The 24,536-nt window shown below is 61.7% G+C and carries 19 protein-coding genes; 6 read left to right on the top strand and 13 right to left on the bottom strand.

Annotation, left to right across the window (positions count from 1 at the left end; translation table 11 throughout):
* Window positions 1-58: 58 nt before the first annotated feature.
* On the top strand, window positions 59-454 hold the full coding sequence (locus ACFHWW_RS22230) for a hypothetical protein (protein WP_379940860.1): 396 nt from the start codon (window positions 59-61) through the stop codon (window positions 452-454).
* 93 nt (window positions 455-547) lie between these two features.
* Window positions 548-1,531, top strand: a complete 984-nt coding sequence (locus tag ACFHWW_RS22225) for a DUF1775 domain-containing protein (protein ID WP_379940858.1) — start codon at window positions 548-550, stop codon at window positions 1,529-1,531.
* A gap of 25 nt (window positions 1,532-1,556) precedes the next feature.
* Here ACFHWW_RS22225 and ACFHWW_RS22220 read toward each other — a convergent pair whose 3' ends face one another.
* Both ACFHWW_RS22220 and ACFHWW_RS22215 read right to left on the bottom strand, forming a co-directional pair.
* Entirely contained in the window at window positions 1,557-1,922 is a 366-nt protein-coding gene (locus ACFHWW_RS22220) for a hypothetical protein (protein WP_379940856.1), read from the bottom strand.
* Between the two features lie 955 nt (window positions 1,923-2,877).
* Window positions 2,878-3,036, bottom strand: a complete 159-nt coding sequence (locus ACFHWW_RS22215; RefSeq protein ID WP_018097708.1) for a hypothetical protein — start codon at window positions 3,034-3,036, stop codon at window positions 2,878-2,880.
* Window positions 3,037-3,223: 187 nt separating this feature from the next.
* Between ACFHWW_RS22215 and ACFHWW_RS22210 the strand changes: the two genes are divergently transcribed.
* Window positions 3,224-3,862: a glutathione S-transferase family protein gene (locus ACFHWW_RS22210; protein ID WP_379940854.1), complete on the top strand. Its 639-nt coding sequence runs from the start codon at window positions 3,224-3,226 to the stop codon at window positions 3,860-3,862.
* A gap of 222 nt (window positions 3,863-4,084) precedes the next feature.
* Here the strand turns inward: ACFHWW_RS22210 and ACFHWW_RS22205 are convergent, their stop codons facing one another.
* The 3 genes from ACFHWW_RS22205 to uvrA all read right to left on the bottom strand — a co-directional run bounded on the left by ACFHWW_RS22205 (window position 4,085) and on the right by uvrA (window position 12,376).
* Window positions 4,085-7,876, bottom strand: coding sequence for a vitamin B12-dependent ribonucleotide reductase (locus ACFHWW_RS22205; protein ID WP_379940852.1), 3,792 nt, complete (start codon window positions 7,874-7,876; stop codon window positions 4,085-4,087).
* Window positions 7,877-8,551: 675 nt separating this feature from the next.
* The gene (locus ACFHWW_RS22200; protein ID WP_379940850.1) at window positions 8,552-9,355 is read right to left on the bottom strand and encodes a DUF72 domain-containing protein; all 804 of its coding nucleotides are present in this window, start codon (window positions 9,353-9,355) and stop codon (window positions 8,552-8,554) included.
* Window positions 9,356-9,454: 99 nt separating this feature from the next.
* The gene (gene uvrA / locus ACFHWW_RS22195) at window positions 9,455-12,376 is read right to left on the bottom strand and encodes an excinuclease ABC subunit UvrA (protein ID WP_127710944.1); all 2,922 of its coding nucleotides are present in this window, start codon (window positions 12,374-12,376) and stop codon (window positions 9,455-9,457) included.
* A gap of 286 nt (window positions 12,377-12,662) precedes the next feature.
* Between uvrA and ACFHWW_RS22190 the strand changes: the two genes are divergently transcribed.
* A complete protein-coding gene (locus ACFHWW_RS22190; RefSeq protein WP_003529546.1) occupies window positions 12,663-13,187 on the top strand; it encodes a single-stranded DNA-binding protein in 525 nt (174 codons plus the stop codon).
* 66 nt (window positions 13,188-13,253) lie between these two features.
* Here ACFHWW_RS22190 and ACFHWW_RS22185 read toward each other — a convergent pair whose 3' ends face one another.
* The gene (locus tag ACFHWW_RS22185; protein WP_379940848.1) at window positions 13,254-13,883 is read right to left on the bottom strand and encodes a MarC family protein; all 630 of its coding nucleotides are present in this window, start codon (window positions 13,881-13,883) and stop codon (window positions 13,254-13,256) included.
* A gap of 286 nt (window positions 13,884-14,169) precedes the next feature.
* Between ACFHWW_RS22185 and gyrA the strand changes: the two genes are divergently transcribed.
* Window positions 14,170-16,965, top strand: a complete 2,796-nt coding sequence (gene gyrA, locus ACFHWW_RS22180; protein ID WP_100674010.1) for a DNA gyrase subunit A — start codon at window positions 14,170-14,172, stop codon at window positions 16,963-16,965.
* A gap of 65 nt (window positions 16,966-17,030) precedes the next feature.
* Here the strand turns inward: gyrA and ACFHWW_RS22175 are convergent, their stop codons facing one another.
* A complete protein-coding gene (locus ACFHWW_RS22175) occupies window positions 17,031-17,924 on the bottom strand; it encodes a LysR family transcriptional regulator (protein ID WP_379940846.1) in 894 nt (297 codons plus the stop codon).
* A gap of 90 nt (window positions 17,925-18,014) precedes the next feature.
* Between ACFHWW_RS22175 and ACFHWW_RS22170 the strand changes: the two genes are divergently transcribed.
* Complete coding sequence (locus ACFHWW_RS22170) at window positions 18,015-19,055, top strand: NAD(P)H-binding protein (protein WP_379940844.1); 1,041 nt, start codon at window positions 18,015-18,017, stop codon at window positions 19,053-19,055.
* Here ACFHWW_RS22170 and ACFHWW_RS22165 read toward each other — a convergent pair.
* The 6 genes from ACFHWW_RS22165 to ACFHWW_RS22140 all read right to left on the bottom strand — a co-directional run bounded on the left by ACFHWW_RS22165 (window position 19,045) and on the right by ACFHWW_RS22140 (window position 24,536).
* Window positions 19,045-20,058, bottom strand: coding sequence for a lytic transglycosylase domain-containing protein (locus tag ACFHWW_RS22165; RefSeq protein WP_275597980.1), 1,014 nt, complete (start codon window positions 20,056-20,058; stop codon window positions 19,045-19,047). The two genes, ACFHWW_RS22170 and ACFHWW_RS22165, sit on opposite strands and share 11 nt — an antisense overlap.
* 46 nt (window positions 20,059-20,104) lie before the next feature.
* Window positions 20,105-20,614 carry a GNAT family N-acetyltransferase gene (locus ACFHWW_RS22160; protein ID WP_379940842.1) on the bottom strand — a complete coding sequence of 170 codons (510 nt, stop codon included), beginning with the start codon at window positions 20,612-20,614 and terminating at the stop codon, window positions 20,105-20,107.
* Window positions 20,615-20,669: 55 nt separating this feature from the next.
* Window positions 20,670-21,464 (bottom strand): aminoglycoside phosphotransferase family protein, encoded by a 795-nt coding sequence (locus ACFHWW_RS22155; RefSeq protein ID WP_324763357.1) that lies wholly within the window; start codon window positions 21,462-21,464, stop codon window positions 20,670-20,672.
* A 71-nt stretch (window positions 21,465-21,535) separates the two neighbouring features.
* A complete protein-coding gene (locus tag ACFHWW_RS22150) occupies window positions 21,536-22,657 on the bottom strand; it encodes an alkene reductase (protein ID WP_379940840.1) in 1,122 nt (373 codons plus the stop codon).
* A gap of 46 nt (window positions 22,658-22,703) precedes the next feature.
* Window positions 22,704-22,994, bottom strand: a complete 291-nt coding sequence (locus tag ACFHWW_RS22145) for a helix-turn-helix transcriptional regulator (RefSeq protein ID WP_100674004.1) — start codon at window positions 22,992-22,994, stop codon at window positions 22,704-22,706.
* 645 nt (window positions 22,995-23,639) lie between these two features.
* The gene (locus ACFHWW_RS22140; RefSeq protein ID WP_003529555.1) at window positions 23,640-24,536 is read right to left on the bottom strand and encodes a LysR family transcriptional regulator VtlR; all 897 of its coding nucleotides are present in this window, start codon (window positions 24,534-24,536) and stop codon (window positions 23,640-23,642) included.

The raw sequence follows: 24,536 nt of genomic DNA, 5'->3' as shown, positions 1-24,536 counted from the left end.
AAATCGGCCTTTGCAATTTTCCTGGGCAGCGGATAGGGAAGACCGAAGAGAGGTGGCCATGACTGGGCGCGAGCGGAAATGGGGAATTGGGGTGCGGCTGCTCGCAGCCTTCGCACTCCTATTTCTGTCCTTCGCTCATAAGCCAGCCCTTGCGACAGCCATCGGCCCGGCGATCTCCGCCGAATATCTTCTCCCCGACGGCACCTTCGCCGATATCTGCTTCGGCACGGGCGGCGTCGATCATGACACCGGCCACGGCAAGTCGTCGTCATCGGCTCCCGTCTGCGAAGCGTGCCGGCTCGCCGCCTCCGTGCTCCTGCCGGCGGCGCCCGATGAAAGCTCGACGGCCGAAAACGGCAACTGGATCGCCGGAACGCCGATCGTCGCCGCCGAGGCGGTGCTTCTGCCCCTGCGCCTGTTGCCGCCACCGCGCGGTCCGCCGGCCCAACCGTAGATCTCCTCGAATCCAACCCCAGAATTTCTTGCGCCGCTATGCGGCATTGACCCACGAAGGCCGCGTTCCGGCACGTGGTTCGGAGATTACGACATGAACAAGATCAGACTTTCCTGGCTTGCCACCGGCCTCACAGTTGCCGTGGCCGGTCCCGCCCATGCACATGCGACATTCGAGACGGACAGCGCGCCGGCCGGAACGACCGTCAACGCCACCCTTCAGGTGCCGCATGGCTGCGACGGCAAGGCGACCACCGAAGTACGGGTGCAGTTGCCGGAGGGGTTCGTCTTTGCCAAGCCCCAGCCGAAGCCCGGCTGGGAGCTGGAGATCATCAAGGGCGACTACCGGAAGACCTATGACGATCACGGCACCAAGGTTTCCTCCGGTCCGCTGGAAATCCGCTGGAAAGGCGGCAACCTTCCCGACGCACATTACGACACCTTCGTCATGCGCGGGAAACTCGCGGGTTTCGACAAGGAGACCGTGCTTACCTTTCCGACGACGCAGCTTTGCGGCGCCGGCGGCAAGGTGGTCTGGGACCAGGTGGCGGCGGAGGGCCAGGACGCCCATTCCCTCGAGCATCCGGCGCCCACGATCACCGTCACCATGGCGACGGGCGGCGATGAACACTCCGCTCACGCGGGACATCATCAGTCCGCGGCCGAAGCGGTCAAGGTCGGCGATCTCGAGATCTCGGGCGGAGCCGTGAAGGCTATGCTGCCCGGTGCCAAGGTCGGCGGCGGCGGCTTCGTGGTCAGGAACGACGGCAGTGCCGACGACCGCCTGCTTGCCGTCGAGAGCCCGGCCGCGGGTCGAGTCGAACTTCACGAGATGACGATGGAGAACGACGTCATGAAAATGCGCAAGCTCGAGGACGGCATCGCCGTTCCCGCCGGTCAGGCAGTCGAGCTGAAGAACGGCAGCCTGCATCTCATGTTCATGGAGGTGAAGAAGCCCTTTGCCGAGGGCGACATGGTGCCGGTGACGCTTACCTTCGAGAAGGCCGGTGAGGTCGACTATGTCCTGCCGGTCGGCACGGCGGCGGGCAGCGCTCATTCCGGGCATAGCCATCAATAGCTGCCGGCGTGATCCTTGATCGGTTTCAGGTTCTCTGAATGAACCGGTCGAGCATGTCGACGAGCGCAACTTGCTCCGGTTCGTCGCCGGCAGGTCCATCTTCCTGCCGGCGATCTTCTTCGCGGCCGTCTTCGTCCTCGGCGTTTTCGAGATAGCGGCGCAGCGTTTCGGCCTGCGTCTGTTGCGGCAGACGGCGCTCTGCGCCGATCAGCATGAGGTGCAGCGGCAGCGCGCTTCTGATCTTCGGGACTCCCGCCTGCTCTTGGCCGCGCGCGGAAAGCAGTGTGATTGCCTCGTCGACAGGTCCATCGCCACGCAGGCGTGTGGGCGGCTTCGATGCATCCGCCGCATAGGCCGCGGTCGTCGCGGAGATGGTAACGACCTGGGTCATCCTGTCAGTCCTCGGGCACGATAATCCTTTCCTGTGCCAGACTGCGATTGCGAGCAGGTGAAATCGGGTGATCGAATTTTAAGAAAATCGTAACGATTCGAGGGCTGCGGGCTGAACGTTGCGCAATTTTGTGTACCGTCGGTTGAACGGTATGTACAATCGCAGCCGTAACCGAGAACCGGCGCGGCTTCTGCGCCGGCAAAAAATTTAGTTCATAAAAGTCATATTGAAGAAGGTCACTCACGAAAGGACGTAAATCCATGCGCGCGATCGTATTGTTGTTGGCGATCTTTGTTCTCAGCGCGTGCTCGCAAACGGGAAGGCCCAGCGCCGAACGGTATTATGCGGGGGAAGGCCAATACTATACCGGCGTCGTACCCCCGACGCCTTTCTGAAGCATGTCGCCCAGCCGCATAGCGGCTTTAAGAACGACAGCATGAAGCGAAGCCCGAAACGCGGCGCACGAATCCGTTCAGTCGCGTCGCAAGAGGGCTGTCGCGGTGCGCCTCACGAGAGGCGCCCGCGCACCGCATGTCCCAACTTACGACCGGCAACTGGTCGCAGAAGTTGCAGATCGACAGGTTTGGAATTGATCCGGCGCGAATGGCAGAATATCAATGGCCGTCAAACTGTTAGGAAAGGTATGGGGGCCTATGCGCAAGATCGTGTTGTTGCTCGCACTCGCCACGCTGGCGGCGTGCTCGCACACCGGGGACCGGGTGGTCGGCGGTGACGGGGATTACTATCATGGTCTAATCCCGCCGAGGTGATCGCCTCCGAGATCATCGTCGCCTCTGCGTGGCCAAATCCAATGCGACCCAAGCGGCGGCGGCTCGCGAAGGCAAAACGGAGGCGCTGCGACTGTGCCGCCTCCGTCAGGGGAACCGGTTTATCCACACCTTGAAAACATAGGCGGCTGCGAAATTCCGCGAGCTTCCTTGGCCGGTCCAGGTGCTTAATAGCCTACGCGAACACCGCCGGGGCTCGCGGCGCTGAAATTGGGAACCGGATTCGGTCCGTACCATTGAGCATAGGTCGTGTTGTTTCCGCCGGTGCTGGTGCACCCCGACAGGACGGCAAGCGCCAATAGGGCGGTCAAATATTTGAGGGACATGAACTCTCCGATTCTGCTTCGTCAGACGCGCATAAATTGCGGTATCCCGAGGCGGCAGTCCATCGCTTTCACATTGACTCCTTTGCTTTTTCCTTCGTGAGACGAACGCTGCCCGCGTCCCGTCGCAACGATGCCGCGAAAGCCGGCTACATCTTAGGACGAAATACTGATGCAAGGGGAGAATGCAATGACGGAAAGACCGCGCCTGTTCGGAGCGGACTACAGTGTCTACGTGCGGATCGTGCGGCTGGTGCTGGCCGAGAAGGAGATCGGCTACGAACTCGTCCCCGTCGACATCTTCGCTGCCGAGGGGCCGCCAGCGCACTACCTCGAGCGACATCCCTTCGGCCGCATTCCCGCCTTCGACCATGCAGGCTTCAGGCTTTATGAGACCGGCGCGATAGCGCGCTATGTCGACGAGGTATTCGACGGGAGGCAGCTTCAGCCTCTCGATCCACGGGAACGCGCCCGCTGCAACCAGATCGTCAGCATCGCGGACAACTACGCCTATCCCGCTTTGGTCTGGGGGATCTACGTCGAGCGCGTCTCAAAGCCGGCAAGCGGCGCAGTTGCCGACGAAGCGGTATTCGCTGCAGCGCTGCCGAAAGCAAGGACCTGCCTGAAGGCGATGTCCGATCTCATGGGGGCGTCGCCATGGCTCGCAAGCGAGACCATGTCGCTCGCCGACCTCTATGCCGCCCCGATATTCGATTATTTCCTAAGGGCGCGGGAGGGGCAGGAGATGCTCCGGGAACATGAGAATCTGGCTGCGTGGTGGGCGCGGATGTCGGTGAGGCGCTCGATGGAGGAGACGCGGCCGGCCTAGTCCGAGTTTCCTCTTCCGTGAAGCCCGCGGATAGAACAGCTCAATGCCGAACGATTATATTTCGAACGACGCCTAGGACTATTCTCAGCCGCTGCCACTTTGAGAATCCCTCCGCAGAACAGAGATATGGCCGCTTCCAGGGAGGCGGCCATATCTATTACTGCGTCATTTCAGTGGGAGTGCGTCGTAACCAATGGCTGATTACAACTTCCGCCGCCTATCTCAGCTGCACCCGCTCGTGGCGCCGCATGTGTCGCACTTCTCGCACGTGCCGTTTCGCACCATTGTGAAGTTCTGGCACTCGGAGCACATGTTGCCGGTATAGCCCTGCATGATCGAGCGGGCGCGGCGTTCTGCTTCGACCTTCTTTGCCTCGGACTTCGCCGCAGCGGCCTCTGCCGCGGCCTTGTCGGAGAAGAGGGCAGTCACCTCCTGTTCCGCTTCTTCGGCAATCTCCTCGGCGAGTTCGACGGCCCGTTCCTCGTAATCGCGCTTGAAGGCGACGACTTCGGAGGTGGCGGCGGCGATTGCCGGCTCCAGCTTGCGCACGGCATTGCCGGAGATCGAAGTGACGGAAGCGCCGGCCGAGGCGCGGGCCGGAGTGGCCGTCGAAGCCCCCTTCGGTTCGGAGCGCTCGCCCGTGCCGCCGACGATGGACGGCTTGTAGCCGCGGGTCCAGCCGGTGGAGACGAGGTTGGTCTTTCCTTCCTGAATGCCGCGGCCGAGCGCGGTGTTGCTGAAGTCGGAGGTGTCGACATGAGCAAGGTCGTGGCGGCCGAGATAGGAAACGGCAAGCTCACGGAAGACATAGTCGAGGATCGACGTCGCGTTCTTGATCGCGTCATTGCCCTGGACCATGCCGGCCGGCTCGAACTTGGTGAAGGTGAAGGCCTCCACATATTCTTCGAGCGGCACGCCATATTGCAGGCCGAGCGAGATGGCGATGGCGAAGTTGTTCATCATCGCCCGGAAGGCCGCACCTTCCTTGTGCATGTCGATGAAGATCTCGCCGAGGCGCCCATCACCGAATTCGCCGGTGCGCAGATACACTTTGTGGCCGCCGACGATCGCCTTCTGGGTATAGCCCTGGCGACGGTTCGGCAGTTTCTCGCGGGCGCGCACTACCTTCTCGATGACGCGCTCGATGATCTTCTCGGTGACGGCGACCGCCTGGGCGGCTGCCGGCGCCTGCATCAGCTCTTCGATCGCGTCCTCGTCTTCCTCATCCTCGATCAGCGAGGCGTTCAGCGGCTGCGAGAGCTTGGAACCGTCGCGGTAGAGCGCATTCGCCTTCAGCGCGAGCTTCCAGGAGAGCATGTAGGCGTTCTTGCAATCCTCGACGGTCGCCTCGTTCGGCATGTTGATCGTCTTGGAGATTGCACCCGAAATGAAGGGCTGGGCGGCCGCCATCATGCGGATATGGCTTTCGACCGAGAGGTAGCGCTTGCCGATCTTGCCGCAGGGATTGGCGCAATCGAAGACCGGCAGGTGCTCTGCTTTCAGGAACGGTGCTCCTTCGAGGGTCATCGCCCCGCAGACATGGATGTTGGCGGCTTCGATGTCCTTTCTGGAGAAGCCCAGATGCTCGAGCAGGTTGAAGTCCATTGAGGCAAGCTGCTCGTCGCTGACCTTCAGCGTCGCCTTGAGGAAATCGGCGCCGAGCGTCCACTGGTTGAAGACGAACTTGATGTCGAAGGCAGCTTTAAGCGCCGCATTGACGGCTTCGATCTTCTCGTCGGTGAAGCCCTTGGCCTTCAACGTCGTCGGGTTGATGGCGGGCGCCTGGTTGAGGTTGCCGTGTCCGACGGCATAAGCCTCCATCTCGGCGATCTGGCTTTCCGAGTAGCCGAGCGTGCGCAACGCCTCGGGAACAGCACGGTTGATGATCTTGAAGTAGCCGCCGCCGGCGAGCTTCTTGAATTTCACCAGGGCGAAATCGGGCTCGATGCCGGTCGTGTCGCAATCCATTACGAGTCCGATCGTACCGGTCGGCGCGATCACGGTGGCCTGAGCGTTGCGGTAGCCGTGCTTCTCGCCGAGCTCGACCGCCTTGTCCCAGGCGCTCTTGGCATGGGCGATCAACTCCTGGTCCGGGCAATCTCCGTGGACGAGCGCGACCGGGTTGACGGACAGGCCCTCATAACCGGCGGTCTCGCCGTGAGCCGCGCGGCGGTGATTGCGCATGACGCGCAGCATGTTGTCGCGGTTGGGCGCAAAGCCGGGGAAGGGGCCGAGCTTTGCGGAGATCTCGGCCGAGGTGGCATAGGCGACGCCGGTCATGATCGCGGTCAGCGCGCCGGCGATGGCGCGGCCCTCGGGGGAGTCATAGGGAATGCCTGACGACATCAGCAGGCCGCCGATATTCGCATAGCCGAGGCCGAGCGTGCGGTATTCGTAGGAGAGCTCGGCGATCTCGCGGGACGGGAACTGCGCCATCATCACCGAGACTTCGAGAACGACCGTCCAAAGACGGACGGCATGCTCGTAGTCGCCGATATTGATCCGCTTGGTCGCGGCATCCTTGAACTGCATCAGGTTGAGCGAGGCGAGATTGCAAGCCGTGTCGTCGAGGAACATGTATTCCGAGCACGGGTTCGATGCGCGGATCGGGCCTGCAGCCGGGCAGGTGTGCCAGTCGTTCATCGTCGTGTTGAAGTGCAGGCCCGGATCGGCCGAGGCCCAGGCGGCGTGGGAGATCGACTCCCAGAGATCGCGCGCCTTCAGGGTCTTCATGACGCGGCCGTCCTTGCGGGCGGTCAGGTGCCAATCGCCATCCGCCTCCACGGCGCGCAGGAAGTCGTCCTTGATCGAGACCGAGTTGTTGGAATTCTGGCCGGAAACCGTGAGATAGGCCTCCGAATCCCAATCCGTGTCATAGGTCTTGAACTGGATGTCCTTATAACCCTGCCGCGCGAACTGAATGACGCGTTTGACATAGTTTTCCGGAACCAGCGCCTGCTTGGCGGCGCGGATCTCGCGCTTCAGCGCCGGGTTCTGCTTGGGATCGAAGCAGGCATCGTCGCTGCCGTCGCAATTGATGCAGGCCTTCATGATCGCCTTCAGGTGCTTGGCGACGATCTTCGAGCCGGTGACGAGGGCGGCGACCTTCTGCTCTTCCTTGACCTTCCAGTTGATATATTCCTCGATGTCGGGATGGTCGATATCGACGACGACCATCTTGGCGGCGCGGCGCGTCGTGCCGCCCGACTTGATGGCGCCCGCGGCGCGGTCGCCGATCTTCAGGAAGCTCATGAGGCCCGAGGATTTGCCGCCGCCCGATAGCCTTTCGCCTTCGGCGCGCAGATGCGAGAAGTTCGAGCCGGTACCGGAGCCGTATTTGAAGAGGCGCGCCTCGCGCACCCAGAGATCCATGATGCCGCCCTCGTTGACGAGGTCGTCCGCGACCGACTGAATGAAGCAGGCGTGCGGCTGCGGGTGTTCGTAGGCAGACTTGGACTTCGTCAGCTTGCCGGTGAAGGGATCGACGTAGAAGTGGCCCTGGCCGGGGCCGTCGATGCCATAGGCCCAGTGGAGGCCGGTGTTGAACCATTGCGGCGAGTTCGGAGCAACGCGCTGGGTGGCGAGCATGTAGGCGAGCTCGTCACGGAAGGCGCCGGCGTCCTCTTCCGTGTCGAAATAGCCGCCCTTCCAGCCCCAATAGGCCCAGGTGCCGGCCAGGCGATCGAAAACCTGGCGGGCATCGGTTTCGGAACCGTACTGCTCTTCCTTCGGCAGCGCCTTCAGCGCGTCGGCGTCCGGAACCGAGCGCCAGAGGAAGGACGGCACGTCGTTTTCCTCGACGCGCTTCAGTTTTGCCGGCACGCCGGCCTTGCGGAAATATTTCTGGGCGAGAATATCGGCGGCGACCTGCGAGAACTGCGCCGGCACGTCGATATCCGCAAGGCGGAAGACCACGGACCCGTCCGGGTTCTTGATCTCACTCGTCGCCTTGCGGAACTCAATCTCGGCATAGGCGGATTGCCCTGCCTTTGTGAAACGACGCTCGATCTTCATTGTCCCGTCCTTTGTTGCCATGCGCTAAAGCGCAGTTAACCTCGCCCGGCCGCGATGGATCTCGCAGCCAGCCTAAAAATTTCTGTCGATGTGAGGAAACCCAGCTCCTGGGTAACCCTGTATCTTGTGATGATGCTGGCTGCAAACACTAAATATAGTATTAACAGGCTCTTTACGCCAGCTCGAAATGCCGCTTTGGCGACCCAAATTTCGCGCAAAATTCCGCCACTGCAGCCGCTCGGGCTCATTCGCCCGGGCCGCATGTCGGAACCGACGATTTGGGGGTGTGAACCGGCCTCTGAACTTCCCGGTCCGCCGCCGTCGCAACGTGAAATCCATTAACCGTGAATCGCCTCGGGGCGTCAAGGGGTGGTTTGTGACGGAAGTTTGGGCGCTATATCTTGTGTGGGTCGACTGTGGAAAACGGGGACATCGATCAATTCGTTGAAAAACAGGGACTTCCACCGCTTGCCTGCGAAGATGAGCTAGCGGCAGGCCGAAATTCAAATTTTTATGGATGAAAAAGCGGGTAAAAGACGTAGCCCAGCGCTACTCGCGATTGCGAATCAGGTGGGTGTGTGAAGCGGCCCGTTTGGTGATTCGGATGCGGTGATCTTGCTGCCCCTCTGGCCTGCCAGAGGGGCTCATGAACAAGACCTCGGCGAATGGCCACGCCTAGCCCACGCGTTTCTGCAGTTCCCTGGCGCCGTTCGGCGCGTTGACCTTGCCTGAGGAGATGAAGAAGGCAAAGACGTCGCGAGGTGCCGTCTCGGGCTTGCGTTCCGACGCAGCTTTCTCCAAGTCGTCCGGCTCACCGCCGGCGGCAAAGGACTTCAGCCGCTCGGCCCAGCGATCGAGATCCTTCGGCGGATAGCAGGTCTTCACCTCGTCGCTGCCCTTCTGCAGCCGTGCATAGACGAAATCACTCGTGACATCGGCGATCATCGGGTAGTCCGCATGCTCGGCGAGAACGACGGCCACCTTGTATTTTTCAATGAGCTTGACGAAGTCCGGAACCTGGAAGCTGGGGTTGCGGACCTCGACCACGTGGCGGAGCTTCAGGCCGTCCTGCTTGTCCGGCAGGAGCTTCAAGAATCCCTCGAAATCCTCCGCGTCGAATTTCTTGGTCGGCGCGAACTGCCAGAGGATGGGACCGAGGCGGTCGCCGAGTTCCGTCAGTCCTTGGGTCAGGAACCGCTCCACGGATTCACCGGCTTCGGACAGGACCCTGCGATTGGTCACGAAGCGGCTCGCCTTCAGCGAAAAAATGAAGCCGTCGGGAACCTCCGACGCCCATTTGGCAAAAGTCGCCGGCTTCTGTGAGCTGTAATAGGTGCCGTTGACCTCGATCGTCCGCAATTCCTTGCCGGCGAATTCGAGCTGCCGCTTCTTCGGAAGATCGTCCGGATAGAAGGTGCCTTCCCAAGGTTCGAAGTTCCATCCGCCGATGCCGATGCGGATTTGTCCCGAATTTGCCATCCTCTTCCTCCTCGATGCTCACTCAGACGCGCAAAACCGCTGTAGCCGGGGCGAATCAGAGACGCCACCCGATTTCACGAGGCGTCCGGCCCGGCCACATCACTCCGCCGCAACCACCTTTTTCACTGGCCGGCGCTCCAGAAGCTCCTTCAGGAACTGGCCGGTATAGGAGCGCGGCTCCTTCACGACCTCTTCCGGCGTCCCCTGCGCAATGACCTCGCCGCCTCCGTCGCCGCCTTCCGGGCCGAAGTCAATGATCCAGTCGGCCGTCTTGATGACTTCGAGATTGTGCTCGATGACCACCACGGAGTTACCCTGATTGACCAGCTCATGCAGAACTTCAAGAAGCTTGGCTACGTCGTGGAAATGCAAGCCTGTTGTCGGCTCGTCGAGAATATAGAGCGTGCGCCCGGTTGAGCGTTTCGACAGCTCCTTGGCGAGCTTGACGCGCTGGGCTTCGCCGCCTGAAAGCGTGTTCGCCTGCTGGCCGATCTTGATATAGCCGAGGCCCACCTGGTTCAGTGTCACCAGCTTGTCGCGCACCGCCGGAACGGCCGCGAAGAACTCGACGCCCTCCTCCACCGTCATGTCGAGCACATCGGCGATCGACTTGCCCTTGAAGTGAACGTCCAGGGTCTCGCGATTGTAGCGCTTGCCGTGACAGACGTCGCAGGTGACGTAGACATCCGGCAGGAAGTGCATCTCGATCTTGATGACGCCGTCCCCCTGACAGGCCTCGCAGCGGCCGCCCTTGACGTTGAAGGAGAAGCGGCCCGGCTGGTAGCCGCGCGCCTTTGCTTCCGGCAGCCCGGCAAACCAGTCGCGAATGGGCGTGAAGGCTCCGGTATAGGTCGCCGGGTTGGAGCGCGGCGTGCGGCCGATCGGCGACTGGTCGATGTCGATCACCTTGTCGATATGCTCGAAGCCGTCGATCCGGTCGTGTTCGGCCGGATTTTCGCGCGCGCCCATGACGCGGCGGGCGGCAGCCTTGTAGAGCGTCTCGATCAGGAAGGTGGACTTGCCCCCGCCCGATACCCCGGTGACGGCGGTGAAGACACCGAGCGGGATCGATGCGGTCACGTTCTTCAGATTGTTGGCGCGCGCGCCGACGACGGTAACTTCCTTCTTCTTCTTCGGTTTGCGCCGTTCGCCGGGCACGGCAACGGAAAGCTCGCCGGAGAGATATTTCCCCGTCAGCGATTTCGGATTGGACATGATATCGGAAGGGGTCCCTTCCGCAATGACCTCGCCACCGTGAATGCCGGCCGCCGGGCCGATGTCGACGACGTAATCGGCCGTCAGGATCGCATCCTCGTCATGCTCCACGACAATGACCGTGTTGCCGATGTCGCGCAGATGCCTCAGCGTATCCAGGAGGCGGGCATTGTCGCGCTGGTGAAGGCCGATCGAGGGCTCGTCGAGAACATAGAGAACGCCCGTCAACCCTGAGCCGATCTGCGACGCGAGCCGGATGCGCTGGCTTTCTCCGCCCGAAAGCGTCCCGGAATTGCGCGAAAGGCTCAGATATTCGAGGCCGACGTCGTTCAGGAAGCGCAGGCGCTCGCGGATCTCCTTGAGGATGCGCACGGCGATCTCGTTCTGCTTCGTGCTGAGATGCTCGGGCAGAACCTCGAACCAGTCGCGTGCGGCGCGAATAGACATATCGGAAACCTCGCCGATATGCAGCGCGTGGATCTTGACGGCAAGCGCTTCCGGCTTCAGCCGGTAACCGGCACAGGCGGGGCAGGGCGCCGCCGACATATAGCGCTCGATCTCTTCGCGCGCCCAGGCGCTGTCGGTCTCTTTCCAGCGGCGTTCGAGATTCGGCACGATGCCCTCGAAGGTTTTCGTCGTGTTGTAGGATCGGGCCCCGTCCTGATAGTGGAAGGTGATCTTGTCCTTGGTGCCGTGGAGAATCGCGTCCTGTGCTTCCTCGGAAAGCTCGCTCCAGCGGCTGCCGAGCTTGAAGCCGAAAACCGTGCCGAGTGCCTCGAGCGTCTGGTTGTAGTAGGGCGAGGTGGATTTCGCCCAGGGTGCGATGGCGCCGTCCCTGAGGGTGCGGTTCGGCTCCGGAACGATCAGCGCCTCGTCGATCTTCTGCTGGCTGCCCAGCCCGTCGCAGGTCGTGCAGGCTCCGAAGGGATTGTTGAAGGAGAAAAGCCGCGGCTCGATCTCGGGAATGGTGAAACCCGAGACGGGACAGGCGAACTTCTCGGAAAACAGCACCCGCTCATGGGTTTCGTTCAGCGACTTGTTGGCCGAGCCGCCGGCGGAGGTCTCCTCCGGAGGCAGGGGGCGGTCGGCGAATTCGGCGATCGCCAAGCCGTCGGCGAGCGTAAGGCAGGTTTCGATACTGTCGGCGAGACGGGTTCCGATATCGGGCCGCACCACGACACGGTCGACGACCACGTCGATGTCGTGCTTGTATTTCTTGTCGAGCGCCGGCACGTCGGCAATCTCGTAAAATTGCCCGTCTACCTTTACGCGCTGGAAGCCCTTCTTCATCAGCTCGGCGAGTTCTTTTCTGTACTCGCCCTTGCGCCCGCGCACGAGCGGGGCCAGCATATAGAGGCGCGTTCCCTCGCCGAACTCCAGCACCCGGTCGACCATCTGGCTGACGGTCTGGCTTTCGATCGGCAGGCCCGTGGCGGGAGAATAGGGCACGCCGACGCGCGCGAAGAGCAGGCGCAGATAGTCGTAGATTTCGGTAACGGTTCCGACAGTCGAGCGCGGGTTGCGCGACGTGGTCTTCTGCTCGATCGAGATCGCCGGCGAGAGCCCGTCGATCTGATCGACGTCGGGCTTCTGCATCATTTCGAGGAACTGACGCGCATAGGCCGAGAGGCTCTCGACATAGCGCCGCTGGCCCTCGGCGTAGATCGTGTCGAAGGCAAGCGAGGATTTTCCGGAGCCCGAAAGGCCGGTCATCACGATCAGCTTGTTGCGCGGCAGATCAAGGTCGATGCCCTTGAGATTGTGCTCGCGAGCGCCGCGAATGGAGATGGTCTTGAGTTCGCTCATCGGAAGGCCAGCTTTGTATGTCGGTTGAAAGCCCCCTATGTAATGACGGCCGCGCCCATGTCGAGGCGCAATCGGCAAAAGAGGCGGTTCAATTGCGATTCGGTTGACAGGAGCATAGAGGAATACTAGAACAAAAAAAGAACAAACTCTGCCATATCCACGCCAAATCAACTGTGGATTATGCGCGATACGGGGCGTATCGGCGGCGGCGGGCCGCTAAGGTGTTCGCACATGAGACATTGGAAAGCCGGCCGAGCGGTCCGGCGGCAGAAACGGGAAAAGCGATATGGCTGGTAGCGTCAACAAGGTGATCTTGATCGGAAACGTCGGGGCCGACCCGGAAATCCGGCGCACGCAGGACGGCCGGCCGATCGCCAACCTCAGAATTGCCACCTCCGAGACCTGGCGCGACCGCAATTCGGGCGAGCGCCGCGAGAAGACGGAGTGGCACACGGTCGTCGTCTTCAACGAAGGCCTCTGCAAGGTCGTCGAGCAATATGTGAAGAAAGGCGCCAAGCTCTACATCGAAGGTCAGCTGCAGACGCGCAAGTGGCAGGATCAGACCGGCAATGACCGCTATTCGACCGAGGTCGTCCTTCAGGGCTTCAACTCGACCCTGACGATGCTAGACGGTCGCGGAGGCGAGGGCGGCGGCGCAGGCCGCGGCGGCAGCGACTACGGCGGTGGCGGCTACGAGGAATACGATCAGTCGCGGCCCTCATCGGGCGGCGCCCGCTCCGGCGGTCAATCGAACCAGCCGAACCAGGGCGGCAACTTCTCGCGCGATCTCGACGACGACATTCCGTTCTGATCGACTGCTCCAGCCAGTCCGAGACCCATCCGGCCCGCTTCGTCGCGGGCCGTTCTCGTTATGCCTTCAGACCTGAAACGCCGAGCGCACGCCGTCCACGACGAATTGGACGGCGAGTGCGGCAAGGATGACGCCGAGGAGGCGGGTAAGGATCGCCCGGCCGGTGACGCCCAGGAACCGGTCGATGCGCTCGGCGATCACCAGCGCCAGGAACAGTATGGCCATCGATGCGGCGATGACGACGATGAGCTGCACCCGATCCAATGCCGAGGGAAAGGAGCTGCCGAGAAGGATGGTTGCCGAGATCGCTCCCGGTCCGGCGATCAGGGGCAGTGCGAGAGGGAAGACCGCGATATTGTGAAGGTGGTCCTTCGTGATCGCCGTTTCCCCGGCCTTCTCCTTTCGCTCCTGGCGTTTTTCGAAAATCATCTCGAAAGCGATCCAGAAGAGCAGCATGCCGCCGGCGATCCGGAAGGCGCCGATCGAGATGCCGAGCAGACCGAGGATGCCGTCGCCAAAAAGCGCAAAGGCGGCGAGGATGAAAAAAGCGATGAGCGAGCCGCGGGTCGCGACCTGGAAGCGCTGCTGCCGGCTCAAGCCGACGGTCAGGCTCAGGAAGATCGGCGCAAGGCCGGGCGGATCAAGCGTGACGAGCAGCGTCGTCAGCGCATTGATCAAGAGATCGACATCGAACATCCGTATCCCCTTCCGGATTTCTACCCCGGCTATTCCCGGTGGTGCGGCCCGCATTGTTAGGCAAGCGACGCGAGCTTGGAAAGAGCGGGTAGCCAAGTGCAACGCAATGGCTTAAACCAGCGCCATCCCCGAGGCGCGCAGCTTTCCTTGCGAGCTCCTTTCCTTGCCCTAGAAAAGCCTGTTCCTGCGGCAAAAGACTGTTCAAAACACCGGCCGAAAATTGGCGCTCCGAGCCGCATTCGGCTATAAAAAACCGATTGATTCTGAACAAAGATCGTGATCGCCATTGACTGAGCAAAGCACCCCCGGCGGCGGAAAGAATCCGCCAGGCATCGAGCCGATTTCCATCATCGAGGAAATGCAGCGGTCGTATCTCGATTACGCCATGAGCGTGATCGTGTCGCGCGCGCTTCCCGACGTGCGCGACGGTCTCAAACCCGTTCATCGCCGCATCCTCTACGGAATGAGCGAGCTCGGCATCGACTGGAACAAGAAATACGTAAAATGCGCCCGCGTCACCGGTGACGTGATGGGTAAATACCATCCGCACGGCAACATGGCGATTTACGATGCGCTCGCACGCATGGCGCAGGATTGGTCTCTGCGGCTGCCGCTGATCGACGGCCAGGGCAACTTCGGCTCCGTCGACGGCGATCCGCCGGCGGCAGAGCGTTATACCGAGTGCCGGCTTCAGAAGGCGGCGCATTCGCTGCTGGACGATCTCGACAAGGACACGGTCGATTTCCGCGACAACTACGACGGCACCCTGCACGAGCCCGTTGTCGTCCCGGCAAAGTTCCCGAACCTGCTCGTCAACGGCGCCGGCGGCATCGCAGTCGGCATGGCGACCAATATCCCACCTCATAACCTCGTAGAGGTGATCGACGGCTGTATCGCCCTGATCGACAATCCCGCGATCGAACTGCCGGAGCTGATGCAGATCATCCCGGGGCCGGATTTCCCGACCGGGGCGCTGATCCTCGGCCGTTCGGGAATCCGTCAGGCCTACGAGACCGGCCGCGGCTCCGTCATCATGCGCGGGCGTGCCCATATCGAGCCGATGCGCGGCGATCGCGAGCAAATCATCATCACCGAGATCCCCTATCAGGTGAACAAGGCGACGATGATAGAGAAGATGGCCGAACTCGTCCGCGAGAAGCGGATCGAGGGCATTTCCGATCTTCGCGACGAATCCGACCGCCAGGGCTATCGCGTCGTCATCGAACTGAAGCGCGACGCCAACGCCGAGGTCATTCTCAACCAGCTTTACCGCTACACGCCGTTGCAGACCTCTTTCGGCTGCAACATGGTGGCGCTGAACGGCGGCAAGCCGGAGCAGATGACGCTGCTCGATATGCTGCGCGCCTTCGTCTCCTTCCGCGAGGATGTCGTCAGCCGGCGCACGAAATACCTGCTGCGCAAGGCGCGCGAGCGGGCGCATGTGCTGGTCGGTCTCGCGATCGCGGTCGCGAATATCGACGAGGTGATCAAGCTCATCCGCCAGGCGCCGGATCCGCAGACCGCGCGCGAACAGCTGATGGAGCGCCGCTGGCCGGCGCACGACGTCGATGCGCTGATCCGCCTGATCGACGACCCGCGCCACCGGATCAATGACGACGCTACGTATAACCTGTCCGAAGAACAGGCTCGCGCGATCCTCGACCTGCGCCTGCAGCGTCTGACCGCGCTCGGCCGCGACGAGATCGGCGACGAACTCAACAAGATCGGCGAGGAGATCAAGGATTACCTCGACATCCTGTCGTCCCGTCTCCGTATCATGCAGATCGTCAAGAACGAACTTGCCGCAGTCCGCGACGAGTTCGGCACGCCGCGCCGAACCGAGATTGCCGACGGCGGTCCGGACATGGACGACGAGGACCTGATCGCGCAGGAGGACATGGTGGTTACCGTGTCCCATCTCGGCTACATCAAGCGTGTGCCGCTGACGACCTATCGGGCGCAGCGCCGCGGCGGCAAGGGCCGCTCGGGCATGGCCACGCGCGACGAGGATTTCGTTACCAGGCTGTTCGTCGCCAATACGCACACGCCGGTTCTGTTCTTCTCCTCCCGCGGCATCGTCTACAAGGAGAAGGTCTGGCGCCTTCCGATCGGCACGCCGCAGTCGCGCGGAAAGGCGCTGATCAACATGCTGCCGCTGGAACCCGGCGAGCGCATCACCACGATCATGCCGCTTCCCGAGGACGAGACGACCTGGGAAAACCTCGACGTCATGTTCTCGACGACCCGTGGAACGGTCCGTCGCAACAAGCTCTCAGACTTCGTCCAGGTCAACCGCAACGGCAAGATCGCGATGAAGCTCGAAGAGGAGGGCGACGAAATCCTCTCGGTCGACACCTGCACCGAGTTCGACGACGTGGTGCTCACGACAGCCCTCGGCCAGTGCATCCGCTTCCCCGTTGCCGATGTCCGCGTCTTTGCGGGCCGCAACTCGATCGGTGTTCGCGGCATTTCGCTCGGTGACGGCGACCGGATCATCTCGATGGCCATCGTCGCTCACGTCGAAGCCGAGCCTTGGGAGCGTGCCGCTTATCTGAAACGGTCGGCCGCGGAGCGTCGCGCCTTGACCGGTGAAGAAGAGGAAATCGTGCTTGTCGGCGAGGAGGTCACCAATGGCGGCGAACTCACCAATGAGCGCTACGAGGAACTGAAGGCGCGCGAGCAATTCATCCTGACGGTCTCGGTGAAAGGCTTCGGCAAGCGTTCCTCTTCCTACGACTTCCGCACTTCAGGCCGCGGCGGCAAGGGCATTCGCGCCACCGATACCTCGAAGACGGCGGAAATCGGCGAACTCGTCGCCGCCTTCCCGATCGAGCATAACGACCAGATCATGCTCGTTTCCGATGGAGGTCAGCTCATCCGGGTTCCGGTGGAAGGCATTCGCCTGGCGAGCCGCGCCACCAAGGGCGTGACCATTTTCTCCACCGCCAAGGACGAGAAGGTCGTTTCGGTCGAGCGGATCAGTGAGCCGGATGGCGACGAGGAGATCGAAGCCGTAGGTGCCGAAGGCGTCATGGCCGAACCGGAGCTGCCGCCGGACACCACGTCGACACCGGAGGAGTGATCGAAGCGCAGGAATAAGTTCAGACCCGCCGCTTTCCAGCGGCGGGTCTTTTTTGTGGAATCGATTTATTGGCGCAGGTAGTCGAGAAGCCCGCGGGCAAGGGCATCGAAAACCACGCGGCAACGTGGCGTCGCACGCAGATTTTCGTGCATTACGAGCCAGGTCTCGAGCTTCAGTTCAAAGGCATCCGCCAGCACGTGCATGAGATCCGGGTCGCGGGCGGCAAGCGCGTTTTGGCAAATGCCGATGCCGAAACCGGCGCGGATCGCCGCGAGTTGAGCAAGGTTGCTATCGGATTTGAAAGCGAAGCGCCCGATCGGCAAGTCCGGTGCTCTTCCTTTGATCGAGCGGATCGCCGGCGTTTCCCGGTCATAGCCAATCACGCTGTGGCGCGAGAGATCCTCAAGCGTCTGCGGTATCCCACGGCGCTCCAGATAGGAGCGATGCGCATGGAAGCCGAGCGGAACCGCACCGATATGGCGCGCAACCAATGCCTCCTGGGCCGGCGCGACCATCCGCACAGCGATGTCCGCCTCCTGGCGAAGCAAGTCTTCGACGACATCCGATGCGGAAAGTTCGACGGAGAGGTCCGGGTAGTCCCTGTGCAATTCGGCGAGGATCGGAGGCAGGACTTCAACGCCGATGACCTCACTGGCGCTGATACGGACCGTTCCGCCGATCGCACCGTGTTGTCCTGATGCGGCACGCAACAGGGCTGCAGCTGTCGCTGCCAGGGTCTCGGCATAGGGCCGCAACTCCAGCGCGGCGTCGGTCGGCATCAATCCGTGCGGCGAACGCGTGAAGAGCGGAAACCCCACGGACGTCTCCAAGGCATCTATGTGCCGGCCAACAGTCGGCTGGGTCAGGCCGAGCTGGCGCGCCGCTGCCGATAGCGAGCGCTCGCGCAACACCATGAGAAAGGTGCGGTAGAAGTCCCAACTCGGCTCAATAAGGTTCATGCATTTCAGTATAGCGGCAAGACCTATTTAGACAATTCCGTTTAGCCGAATGATGGCCGATGCTCCCTTCCTCAAGCGATGGAGAGAATGATGAGCGCGACGAAAGAGAATACAGGAGCGGTCCTGGTGCTGGGTGCAACAGGCGGAATCGGTGGCGCCGTGGCGCAAAACCTGAATGCGCGTGGGTGGAAAGTCCGCGCACTGCACCGCAACGCTGCGAAGGTATCCGCAGAAATGCCGGCCCTCGAGTGGGTTCAAGGCGACGCGATGAACGCCGCGGATGTTCGTGCCGCGGCAGAGGGAGTGGGGTTCATCGTTCATGCGGTCAATCCGCCCGGTTACCGCGATTGGGAACGCCTGGTGCTGCCGATGCTCGACAACACCATAAGTGCGGCCAGACAGGTTGCCGCCCGCATCGTGTTACCGGGCACGATGTATAACTTCGGTCCCGACGCTTTCCCAATTCTTCGTGAGGATTCACCGCAGCGGCCACTGACGAAAAAGGGGACGATTCGCAAGGAAATGGAGGCTCGGCTGAAAGCTGCCTCTGAGGAAGGCACCGGCGTCATCATCCTCAGGGCGGGGGATTTCTTCGGGCCGAATGCTGGGAACAACTGGTTCTCGCAAGGGCTGGTGAAGCCTGGAAAGCCGCTGACGACGGTAACTTATCCCGGCGCGAAAGGGGTCGGGCACCAATGGGCCTATTTGCCGGACATGGCGGAGACGATGGCACGCCTGATCGAGCGTGCGGAAACCCTCCCGCCCTTCGCCGTCTTCCATATGCGCGGACACTTCGACGATGAAGGCACCGGAATGATCGCCGCGATCAGACGTGCGGCGGACAGGCCGCACCTAAGGGTTCGGACCTTTCCGTGGTGGCTCGTCACGCTGGCGTCGCCCTTCGTCCCGTTCTTCCGGGAAGTTAAGGAGATGCGCTATCTTTGGCGGAAGCCGCTTGAAATGCGCAACGATCGCCTTGTCGCGCTGCTGGGCGAAGAGCCGCATACGCCGATCGACCAAGCCGTCGCAACGACGCTTGCGTCTCTTGATTGCCTGCGCAGTGAAACGAGCAACAATTTCCCCGCCGGGCATAGCAGCAACGCGCTGGGGCGTGCATCCGTCAGTTCTTGAAGACGACGCAGACGCCACCGCTCTTGCGGATGGCGGCGCAAAGCTGGTCTGCCTCGGCGCGTGTCTGCCGGCCGATGCGGGCAGCGTAGCGGCGCCTGGACCCGAAGCTGGCATTGCGCTCCCGCACCAGAACTGCCTTTTCCCTGTTGATCGGAGCGGGCAATTTTTTCACGGCGTTCAGGAACAGCCGCTGCGCCATGGATTTCTGATAGTGGGCCGAAAGCTGAACGCCCCAGGGCGCCCAGACGGCTTCATCGGCGATAACCAGCTCGCGCAAGCGCCGCGTATTGGCAAGGGCGACGCAGCCATCGAGGAAGCTTTTGTCCTTGTCGAGTTCGATGTTGAGCGACTTCGGTGGGTTGTCGCGCCAGTCTTCGACCGAATAGGCGGTGATCGCCAGCACGTAATCCCGCGTTTCATAGGGTAGACGGTCCTTTTCCAGGAAGCGCTCCAGGCCTGCTTCGCCGGCATTGTAGGCCGCCGCCGCAAAACCGAGATTGCCGTACCGGGACTTGAGCTCCCTCAGATATTCGGCGGATTTGCCGAGCGCCGCCACCGCGTTGAAGCTGTCCGAGAGGCCGCGCAGCTTTGCCGTCGCGGGCATGAACTGGGCAATTCCTTCTGCGCCCTTGGGGCTGATGGCGTCCGGCTGGAAAAGACTTTCGCGCCAGATCAGACGGGCGAAGAAAGCGGCGGGCAGATCGTTCGCCTTGGCATAATGTTCGATGATGCCGCAGACGTCGCGGGCGAAATTGTCGGGGCTGATGCAGAGACGGAGGAAGGGGTTTGCCGTGGACACCCCCGAGTAGAGGCACTTCCGCGGCGGAGCCGGCGCGTCGGTGCGTGCCTCCGCAGCCCCGGAGTGGGCGGAGACAAAACACATGACCACGGACAACACGGCCGCGGCGACGCGTGCCAGACGTCCCTTCAGGGTGCTCCGGATACAGCTTGTGCCTGCCTTTTCGTACGCGACCATGCGGCCCTCGGCGACCAACGAGTGCATATAGATAGCATCTTCGTTGCGGACGAGAAATCGGGCTGCAAAGCTTTCAGTCCGGAGAACCGGTGCGAAGGATCAGTTGCATGAAGGTGAGGTCGAGCCATCGACCGAATTTCGTGCCGACCTCCTTCATATGGCCGGCCTCACGAAAACCGAGTTGCTCATGGAGACGGATCGACGGCACGTTTGCCGACTCTATCCCCGCGACCATCACGTGCTTGCCAAGTGCTTCGGCCCGATCGATGAGCGCGAGCATCAGCGCCCGGCCTATGCCGCCGCCGCGCTGGTCCGTCCGCACATAGACCGAGTGCTCGACCGTGTGCCGGTATCCGTCGAAGGCGCGCCACTCGCCGAAGGAGGCGTAGCCGACGACCTCGCCGTCAGGGGAAAGGGCGGCAAGCACCGGAAAGCCGGCAGCGTTGCGTGCTTTCAGCCAGGCTTTCCGATTGGCGACGTCGACAAGGGTCTCGTTCCAGATCGCCGTCGTGTTCGCCACAGCGTCGTTGTAGATCGCGCATATCGCCGGAAGATCGGTTTCGGCGGCATCTCTGATTTCCATACTCTTCCTCCGGGTCCAGCGGGCTTGTCAGCTCAACAGAGTTTCTCCCCGTCCACTAGCCGCTCAGCTCCGCGGCTGCAATCGCGGCCACTGCCAAAGTGCTTTCCGGGCTTTCTCCGTCGCCAAGGAACCAGGCCGCCGACAGGCCGGCATAGGCGATGATCCACCGAAGGAGCCTCTTCGGCTCCAGCCGCGCCTCATGGGCGACGATTGCAAGCTGTCCGGATAGCCGCCCCGGAGCGGTTACGACGGGAAGCTCCGGATTGCAGAAAAGATTGGCGTAATCGAAACCGCGATCGCCATAGAGACCCTTGGGATCTATGGCGAGCCAGCCCCGGGCATCGAAGTCGAGAATGTTGCCGTGGTGAATGTCTCCGTGCAGTGCGACTGGCTCTTCGGGCGCGGATAGGAGATGGTGGGCGGCGTCTGCACAGGTCCTGAGAATACCGCCATGGGCGCGGGCTGCAGGGTCCAGCGCCTGGAACCAGCGCTCGAGCGGTGCGAGACCCGCAGGCATGGAGGCCCGTGGTGCATGCAACGCGGCAACGGTGCGGCAGACGATCCGGGTGGCGTCGTCGTCGCTGCCGGTCATCGCCATATGAAAAAGCGATCGGCGGCTCTCCGACCGTTCGAGGAGGATGGCGCTTTCGGTTGCGGCGTAGACCCGGGCGACGCCGTGGCCATCCCACCATCGCATCAACTGCCCACCAAATCTTTCCTCCGGCTCGTCTGCCACCTTGAGCATCGCCGGCAGGCCGCGCCAGCGAACGGGCAGGAGACGGCTCGTCCGCGTGAGGATAGGGTCGCCTTCGGGCTCTAGAGACCATTCATCGATGAAGGACGTGAACATCGGGGCAGCATAATCGATTCGCTGCGCAAGGAGCCCCGCGCATCGGGCGGGGCTCCTTGGTCTTTATCGATTCAGGCGACGTTTTCGAGCGACGGGTAATCCGTATAACCCTTGGCGCCGCCGCCATAGAAGGTCGCCTGGTCCGGCGCATTCAGGGGCACGTTGTCTCTCAAACGACGAACGAGATCCGGATTGGCGATGAAGGGTTTGCCGAAAGCAACCAGATCGGCTTCGCCGTTTTCGACCGTCTTCAGCGCCAGATCGCGATCGTAACCGTTGTTCGTCATCCAGGCTGCCCTGCCGCCGGCGGCTGCGTAGGCGGCACGGAGGCTTATGTAGTCGAAGGGCCGGTCACCCTGCTGATGGTCGCGCGCGCCACCGGTAGCGCCCTCGATCACGTGCACATAGGCGAGCGGATAGCGGGCTAGGCCCTCGACGACATAGGTGAAGAGCGGCTGCGGATCCGGATCGAAGGCGTCGTTGGCGGGGGTCACGGGAGAGATGCGGATCCCGACCCGACCAGCGCCGAGCTCCTTGGTAACGGCATCGACCACCTCGAAGAGGAAGCGGGCGCGGTTCTCGATCGAGCCGCCGTAGGCGTCCGTGCGTTGATTGGACCCGGAGCGCAGGAACTGGTCGATCAGATAGCCGTTGGCAGCATGGATCTCGACGCCGTCGAAACCGGCTTCGATCGCGGCCCGAGAAGCTTTGCGGTAATCCTCGACGATTCCGCCGATCTCCGCCAGTTCGAGCGCCCTCGGTTCGGAGGTTTCGGCAAAGCTGCCGGTCCCATCGGGATTGACGAGATAGGTCTTCGATTTGGCGCGGATAGCGGAAGGGGCGACCGGTTTGCCGCCCTGCGGCTGGAGCGAGTCGTGGGATATCCGCCCGACATGCCACATCTGCACGACGATCTTGCCACCGGCTTTGTGAACCGAATCCGTGACTTTGCGCCAGCCGGCGAGGGCCTCCGGTTTGTAAAGGCCCGGCACGTCGGCATAGCCCTGGCCCTGGTGGCTTATCGCCGTCGCTTCGGTGATCAGCAGGCCGGCGGATGCGCGTTGCTCGTAATAGGCGACGTTCAGGTCATTGGGCACGGCCTGGGGTGAACGGTTCCGGGTCAGAGGTGCCATCACCACGCGGTTGCTGAGGCTGATATCGCCTACCGTGATCGGGTCGAAGAGAGAGGCCATGGATTGTCCTTTCCATTGCGGTTGAGACTTGGGAGGAGTGGGGAAATCAGAGATCGCCGATGGTCTTCAGAAACGCTGCGATGGTCTCCTCATTGCGCCGATAGAAGACCCACTGGCCGACGCGGCGGGTCGTCACCAGACCGGCGCGCTGCAGCACGGCGAGATGAGATGAAACCGTCGACTGCGACAGGCCGCATCTTTCGAACTGCCCTGCGCAGACGCCCATGTCGAGCGGATGCTCCTGGCCGGAGAAATGCGTCTGCGGCTCCTTCAGCCAGGTCAGGATCTCCATGCGCGTTGGATGCGCCAGTGCTTTGAGGATTTCGTCTCTATCCATCGTATTTCGACGTATTTAGTTTCTCCGATATATATATCGCTAAAATTCGATACAGGAAGTCACAACGTCGTGAATACCGAGGTCCCAAATGACGTGTGAATGCCGGGCAAAACGCGGGCAAAAAAAGAGGGCCACAAGAAACTTGGGCCCTTTCAGTTGTGAAGGTTTCAAACCTCCAGAGGGGAACAGCTGCTGCAGCGGCTGGGGAGGAGAAAGCCGCTAGATGCACCAGCTGAAAGAGATATGGGGAGGGCCGTAGCCGCTTTCAATAGCCGTTCCGAAGATTTTCGCAACTGAGGGCTGTGGGGCTCCCGCAGGCAAAAAAAGAGGGCCACAAGAAAACTTGGGCCCTTGTAGTTGTGAAGGTAATTAAAACCTCCAGAGGGGAACAGCTGCTGCGGTGGCACTGGGAGGAGAAGCCACCAAAGATGCATCAGCTGAGTGTGGTATGCTGCTTTTTTGGGCTGTCGGCAATCATTTAATATGCATGACAGCCATGCCGTTTGCGCATCGCTGCTCATTTTTGCAGCGCACAAGGATGCGCTTCGCGAGGAGCTTCGCTCTCGCTCGAAAAGAGACATACAATAACAAAGGCTTACGCAAGAAGCTGGCAATTGCTCACAAATCGGGCAATTGAACGGAACGTCAAAAGTTCCAGTTTCTCGCTTTAGCGACGATGTAATCGCGGAAGACTTTCAGCTTCGCCGCGTTCTTCAATTCGTCCGGATAGCAGAAATAGGTATCGAAAGAGGGGATGTCGGCGCTGATCGGCAGTTGAATGAGACCGGGATCGCGGCCGACGATATAGTCCGGAAGCATGGCGATGCCGATGCCGAGCAGGCAGGCGCGCTTGATCGATGTCTGGCTGTTGATCTGCAGATGCGAAATGCGCGGATTGTCGGAATCGCGTCCGGCAATCTCCAGCCAGTTCACGTCGAGCAGATAGTTGGGGGCGGGCTCGCCGAAGGTGATGATCCGGTGATTGTCGAGATCGTCAAGCGACTGCGGCTCGCCATATTTGTTGATGTAGGACGGCGCGGCATAGACATGCATGTGCACGGTGAAGAGCTTGCGCTGGATCAGATCCGACTGTTGCGGCTGCCGCAGCCTGATGGCGCAGTCCGCATGACGCATGTTCACGTCCAGTTCCTCGTTGTCGAGGATGAGCTGTACCTGGATTTCCGGATACAAGGACATGAATTCCTGGATCTTGTCGGTCAGCCACCCCTGGCCGAGGCCGACCGTGGTCGTGATCCGCAACTTTCCGCTCGGCTTGTCCGTCGTCTCGCTAAGCTGCGCCTTGACGCTTTCGAGCTTCATCAGCACGTCGTGCGCGGTGCGATAGAGCATTTCGCCCTGTTCGGTGAGGATCAGGCCGCGGGCGTGCCGATGAAAGAGCTTGATACCGACATCCTGCTCGAGCGAACTGACCTGCCGGCTGATCGCCGACTGCGAAAGGTGGAGTTTGTCTGCTGCGTGCGTGAACGAGCCAGCCTCGGCCGCCGCATGGAAAATGCGCAGTTTGTCCCAGTCCAGCGACAT

This window comes from Sinorhizobium sp. P24N7, assembly GCF_042436655.1.
Classification (GTDB): Bacteria; Pseudomonadota; Alphaproteobacteria; order Rhizobiales; family Rhizobiaceae; genus Sinorhizobium; species Sinorhizobium meliloti_A.
This window is presented reverse-complemented; position numbering and strand designations above follow the sequence as displayed.

Bases quoted from the DNA above. Each gene is read 5' to 3' on its own strand.
- ACFHWW_RS22230 (WP_379940860.1), top strand. From the start codon at position 59: ATGACTGGGCGCGAGCGGAAATGGGGAATTGGGGTGCGGCTGCTCGCA.
- ACFHWW_RS22225 (WP_379940858.1), top strand. From the start codon at position 548: ATGAACAAGATCAGACTTTCCTGGCTTGCCACCGGCCTCACAGTTGCC.
- ACFHWW_RS22220 (WP_379940856.1), bottom strand. From the start codon at position 1,922: ATGACCCAGGTCGTTACCATCTCCGCGACGACCGCGGCCTATGCGGCG.
- ACFHWW_RS22215 (WP_018097708.1), bottom strand. From the start codon at position 3,036: ATGTCCCTCAAATATTTGACCGCCCTATTGGCGCTTGCCGTCCTGTCG.
- ACFHWW_RS22210 (WP_379940854.1), top strand. From the start codon at position 3,224: ATGACGGAAAGACCGCGCCTGTTCGGAGCGGACTACAGTGTCTACGTG.
- ACFHWW_RS22205 (WP_379940852.1), bottom strand. From the start codon at position 7,876: ATGAAGATCGAGCGTCGTTTCACAAAGGCAGGGCAATCCGCCTATGCC.
- ACFHWW_RS22200 (WP_379940850.1), bottom strand. From the start codon at position 9,355: ATGGCAAATTCGGGACAAATCCGCATCGGCATCGGCGGATGGAACTTC.
- uvrA (WP_127710944.1), bottom strand. From the start codon at position 12,376: ATGAGCGAACTCAAGACCATCTCCATTCGCGGCGCTCGCGAGCACAAT.
- ACFHWW_RS22190 (WP_003529546.1), top strand. From the start codon at position 12,663: ATGGCTGGTAGCGTCAACAAGGTGATCTTGATCGGAAACGTCGGGGCC.
- ACFHWW_RS22185 (WP_379940848.1), bottom strand. From the start codon at position 13,883: ATGTTCGATGTCGATCTCTTGATCAATGCGCTGACGACGCTGCTCGTC.
- ACFHWW_RS22175 (WP_379940846.1), bottom strand. From the start codon at position 17,924: ATGAACCTTATTGAGCCGAGTTGGGACTTCTACCGCACCTTTCTCATG.
- ACFHWW_RS22170 (WP_379940844.1), top strand. From the start codon at position 18,015: ATGAGCGCGACGAAAGAGAATACAGGAGCGGTCCTGGTGCTGGGTGCA.
- ACFHWW_RS22165 (WP_275597980.1), bottom strand. From the start codon at position 20,058: ATGCACTCGTTGGTCGCCGAGGGCCGCATGGTCGCGTACGAAAAGGCA.
- ACFHWW_RS22160 (WP_379940842.1), bottom strand. From the start codon at position 20,614: ATGGAAATCAGAGATGCCGCCGAAACCGATCTTCCGGCGATATGCGCG.
- ACFHWW_RS22155 (WP_324763357.1), bottom strand. From the start codon at position 21,464: ATGTTCACGTCCTTCATCGATGAATGGTCTCTAGAGCCCGAAGGCGAC.
- ACFHWW_RS22150 (WP_379940840.1), bottom strand. From the start codon at position 22,657: ATGGCCTCTCTCTTCGACCCGATCACGGTAGGCGATATCAGCCTCAGC.
- ACFHWW_RS22145 (WP_100674004.1), bottom strand. From the start codon at position 22,994: ATGGATAGAGACGAAATCCTCAAAGCACTGGCGCATCCAACGCGCATG.
- ACFHWW_RS22140 (WP_003529555.1), bottom strand. From the start codon at position 24,536: ATGTCGCTGGACTGGGACAAACTGCGCATTTTCCATGCGGCGGCCGAG.